This is a genomic window from Pedobacter deserti (genome assembly GCF_024436415.1).
GTDB lineage: Bacteria > Bacteroidota > Bacteroidia > Sphingobacteriales > Sphingobacteriaceae > Pedobacter > Pedobacter faecalis.
The window spans coordinates 1-5,112 of the sequence record NZ_JAFMZQ010000004.1; the positions used below are offsets into that span (position 1 = coordinate 1).

Sequence of the window (5,112 nt, forward strand, 5' to 3'; positions counted from 1 at the left end):
TTTAAGATCTGGCACCGACCTACTCTCCCACGTGTTACCGCAGTACCATTGGCTCTGGTGGGCTTAACTTCTCTGTTCGGAATGGGAAGAGGTGGACACCACCGATATAGGCACCTGAAGATTTTTATTGTTTTGGCTTTGGGATTACCCTTGGCCTCAACAATGACATATTATTGAAAGAAGTTAAACGTGAAGAGCAAACAACGTTGTTGCTTGTTAGAAAGCTTCGGATGATTAGTATTACTCGACTTTGATGTCACCATCTTTACATCTGTAACCTATCAACGTAGTAGTCTGCTACGATCCTCTAATGGAATTCTCATCTCGTGGCTAGTTTCGCACTTAGATGCTTTCAGCGCTTATCTATTCCCAGCGTAGCTACTCTGCAATGCCCCTGGCGGAACAACAGATTCACTAGAGGCTAGTCCAACCCGGTCCTCTCGTACTAAGGTCAGCCCCACTCAAAATTCCAACGCCCACAACAGATAGGGACCGAACTGTCTCGCGACGTTCTGAACCCAGCTCGCGTGCCACTTTAATCGGCGAACAGCCGAACCCTTGGGACCTTCTCCAGCCCCAGGATGTGACGAGCCGACATCGAGGTGCCAAACCTCCCCGTCGATATGAGCTCTTGGGGGAGATCAGCCTGTTATCCCCAGCGTACCTTTTATCCTTTGAGCGATGGCCCTTCCATGCAGAACCACCGGATCACTATATCCGTCTTTCGACCCTGATCGACTTGTCTGTCTCACAGTCAAGCAAGCTTATGCTATTGCACTCCTCATACGGTTACCAAGCGTATTGAGCTTACCTTTGAAAGCCTCCGTTACCTTTTTGGAGGCGACCACCCCAGTCAAACTACCCATCAAACAATGTCCTCCGCTTGGCAGAGTTAGACACCGAATACAGAAAGGGTGGTATTTCAACGTTGACTCCACGAATCCTGGCGAACCCGCTTCACAGTCTCCCACCTATCCTACACATCCTGTATCCAATGGCAATGTTAAATTGTAGTGAAGGTGCATGGGGTCTTTCCGTCCCGTTGCGGGTACCCGGCGTCTTCACCGGGACCACAATTTCACCGAGCTCATGGCTGAGACAGCGCCCAGATCGTTACACCATTCGTGCAGGTCGGAACTTACCCGACAAGGAATTTCGCTACCTTAGGACCGTTATAGTTACGGCCGCCGTTTACTGGGGCTTCGATTCAATGCTTCGCCTTGCGACTAACATCCCCTCTTAACCTTCCAGCACCGGGCAGGTGTCAGGCCTTATACCTCATCTTTCGATTTTGCAAAGCCATGTGTTTTTGTTAAACAGTCGCCTGGGCCTTTTCACTGCGGCTGGATCGCTCCAGCGCCCCTTCTCCCGAAGTTACAGGGCCATTTTGCCGAGTTCCTTAGCCATGATTCACTCGAGCACCTTAGAATTCTCTTCCCGGATACCTGTGTCGGTTTGCGGTACGGGTTTTTATAACCTGAAGCTTAGCGGATTTTCTTGGAAGTCTGATTACCTGCACTATCCGCGCCCCCGAAGGTTTGCGGTACTATCGGCCTTCAGCTAAACATCCGGATTTGCCTGGATATTCAATACCTAAAGCCTTTAACGATCTATTCCGTCAGATCGCGGCAGTGTCACTACTCCGTCCCCACATCGCAGTTATAAAAAGTACGGTAATATTAAACCGTTGTCCATCGAATACCCCTTTCGGGTTCTCCTTAGGCCCCGACTAACCCTGATCCGATTAGCGTTGATCAGGAAACCTTATCCTTTCGGTGGGCGGGTTTCTCGCCCGCCTTATCGTTACTTATGCCTACATTTGCTTTTCCAGAAGCTCCAGCACAACTTACGTCATACCTTCGCCGCCGCTGGAATGCTCCCCTACCGTAAATAAATTTACCCATAGCTTCGGTGTACAATTTGATGCCCGTTTATTATCCATGCCCGATCGCTCGACTAGTGAGCTGTTACGCACTCTTTAAATGAATGGCTGCTTCCAAGCCAACATCCTAGCTGTCTGTGCAATCGGACCTCGTTAGTTCAACTTAACTGTAACTTGGGGACCTTAGCTGATGGTCTGGGTTCTTTCCCTCTCGGCGCGTGACCTTAGCACCCCGCGCCTCACTGCCGTGCATATTAAATAGCATTCGGAGTTTGTCTGGATTTGGTAGGATTTGACTCCCCCGCACCCAATCAGTAGCTCTACCTCTATTTAACTCTATCACGACGCTGTTCCTAAAAACATTTCGGGGAGTACGAGCTATTTCCCAGTTTGATTAGCCTTTCACCCCTACCCACAGATCATCCGGAAACTTTTCAACGTTTATCGGTTCGGTCCTCCAGTACGTGTTACCGCACCTTCAACCTGTCCATGGGTAGATCACAAGGTTTCGCGTCTACCTCCCCTGACTATGCGCCCTATTCAGACTCGCTTTCGCTTCGGCTTCATGTCTTAAACACTTAACCTCGCCAGGGAAGAGTAACTCGTAGGCTCATTATGCAAAAGGCACGCCGTCACTGGACCTGCCAGCTCCGACCGCTTGTAAGCACACAGTTTCAGGTTCTATTTCACTCCCCTGTTCGGGGTTCTTTTCACCTTTCCCTCACGGTACTGGTTCACTATCGGTCTCTCAGGAGTATTTAGCCTTACCGGATGGTGCCGGCAGATTCCCACAAGGCGTCTCCGACCTCGCGGTACTCAGGATACTACTAGGTTAGTATTACTTACGTGTACCGGGCTATCACCGTATATTGCCAGGCTTCCCATCCTGTTCCACTTCATGTTACTATACCACATCGTAGTCCTACAACCCCCATTATGCCGTAACATAATAGGTTTGGGCTCTTTCCCTTTCGCTCGCCACTACTCAGGAAATCATTATTATTTTCTCTTCCTCTGCTTACTTAGATGTTTCAGTTCGGCAGGTTTGCGTATTTTACGACTGGTCTTCAACCAGCCAGGTTTCCCCATTCGGAAATCCGCGGATCAATTCATATTTGCTAATCCCCACGGCTTATCGCAGCTTATCACGTCCTTCATCGCCTCTGAGAGCCAAGGCATCCCCTGTGTGCTCTTTATTACTTTCTTCTTCCTGTACCCTTTTGCGCATACAGAAATGCTTTTTTGATTCTTTTACTGCCCTAAAGCAGCAAAGTCCTCTATTGTTGTTTGCTCTTCTTTTTTAACTTCTTCCAATATGTCAAAGAACTTTTCTATCCCGGGGAAGTTGCCTTCCCTATTTTAACAGGCCTTTCTCTTCAGGCCCCGGTGATGGTGGAGAATAACGGAGTCGAACCGTTGACCTCCTGCGTGCAAGGCAGGCGCTCTAGCCAGCTGAGCTAATCCCCCTTAAGATTCATCTGTAGTCCCGAGCAGATTTGAACTGCTGACCCCTACATTATCAGTGTAGTGCTCTAACCAAACTGAGCTACGGGACTATATGTCTATACTGCAGTATGGAGCACTAAACGATGCTTCATCCTATGGGTGTTTCTTGTTGAGATCTATTGTCATTTATATCATTTGCGCCGAGCGAGTAGTCAACCCTACTCCAGAAAGGAGGTATTCCAGCCGCACCTTCCGGTACGGCTACCTTGTTACGACTTAGCCCCAGTTATCGGTTTTACCCTAGGACGCTCCTTACGGTTACATACTTTAGGTACCCCCAACTTCCATGGCTTGACGGGCGGTGTGTACAAGGCCCGGGAACGTATTCACCGCGTCATTGCTGATACGCGATTACTAGCGAATCCAACTTCAAGAGGTCGAGTTGCAGACCTCTATCCGAACTGTGAACGGCTTTTTGAGATTCGCATGCTGTTGCCAGCTAGCTGCCCTCTGTACCGTCCATTGTAGCACGTGTGTAGCCCCGGACGTAAGGGCCATGATGACTTGACGTCGTCCCCTCCTTCCTCTCTGTTTGCACAGGCAGTCTGTTTAGAGTCCCCACCTTAACATGCTGGCAACTAAACATAGGGGTTGCGCTCGTTGCGGGACTTAACCCAACACCTCACGGCACGAGCTGACGACAGCCATGCAGCACCTAGTTTCCTGTCCCGAAGGACTAACTCATCTCTGAGTTATTCAGTAACTTTCAAGCCCGGGTAAGGTTCCTCGCGTATCATCGAATTAAACCACATGCTCCTCCGCTTGTGCGGGCCCCCGTCAATTCCTTTGAGTTTCACCCTTGCGGGCGTACTCCCCAGGTGGAATACTTAACGCTTTCGCTTAGCCGCTAACTGTATATCGCTAACAGCGAGTATTCATCGTTTAGGGCGTGGACTACCAGGGTATCTAATCCTGTTTGATCCCCACGCTTTCGTGCCTCAGCGTCAATAAAACCATAGTAAGCTGCCTTCGCAATCGGTGTTCTGTGACATATCTATGCATTTCACCGCTACTTGTCACATTCCGCCTACCTCTAGTTCATTCAAGCCCATCAGTATCAAGGGCACTGCGATGGTTGAGCCACCGTCTTTCACCCCTGACTTAACAGGCCGCCTACGCACCCTTTAAACCCAATAAATCCGGATAACGCTTGGATCCTCCGTATTACCGCGGCTGCTGGCACGGAGTTAGCCGATCCTTATTCCTTCGGTACATTCAGCTCAGTACACGTACTAAGGTTTATTCCCGAATAAAAGCAGTTTACAACCCAGAGGGCCGTCTTCCTGCACGCGGCATGGCTGGTTCAGAGTTGCCTCCATTGACCAATATTCCTTACTGCTGCCTCCCGTAGGAGTCTGGTCCGTGTCTCAGTACCAGTGTGGGGGGTCATCCTCTCAGATCCCCTAGTCATCGTCGCCTTGGTGGGCCGTTACCCCGCCAACTAGCTAATGACACGCATGCCCATCTTAATCCTATAAATATTTGATCATTGTACAATGCTGTACTGTGATTTTATGCGGTGTTAATCCGGATTTCTCCGGGCTATCCCCCTGATTAAGGTAGGTTGCATACGCGTTACGCACCCGTGCGCCACTTTCTTATCCAGCAAGCTGGATAATATCGTTCGACTTGCATGTATTAGGCCTGCCGCTAGCGTTCATCCTGAGCCAGGATCAAACTCTCCATTGTAAAATGTTGTTTGAATTCCTGACTATTCTTAAAAT

2 tRNA genes and 3 rRNA genes are annotated in these 5,112 nt (G+C 49.5%); all 5 read right to left on the bottom strand.

Annotated elements, in window-relative coordinates:
- Positions 1 to 6 precede the first annotated feature (6 nt).
- The 5 genes from rrf to J3P40_RS17760 all read right to left on the bottom strand — a co-directional run bounded on the left by rrf (position 7) and on the right by J3P40_RS17760 (position 5,077).
- A 5S ribosomal RNA gene (gene rrf, locus J3P40_RS17740) occupies positions 7 to 118 on the bottom strand.
- 97 nt (positions 119 to 215) lie between these two features.
- Positions 216 to 3,088, bottom strand: a 23S ribosomal RNA gene (locus J3P40_RS17745).
- Positions 3,089 to 3,272: 184 nt separating this feature from the next.
- Positions 3,273 to 3,349, bottom strand: a tRNA-Ala gene (locus J3P40_RS17750).
- 14 nt (positions 3,350 to 3,363) lie between these two features.
- Positions 3,364 to 3,438 (bottom strand) — tRNA-Ile (locus J3P40_RS17755).
- Positions 3,439 to 3,555: 117 nt separating this feature from the next.
- A 16S ribosomal RNA gene (locus tag J3P40_RS17760) occupies positions 3,556 to 5,077 on the bottom strand.
- Together the 16S, 23S and 5S rRNA genes with 2 tRNA genes alongside form the textbook arrangement of a ribosomal RNA operon.
- Positions 5,078 to 5,112 lie beyond the last annotated feature (35 nt).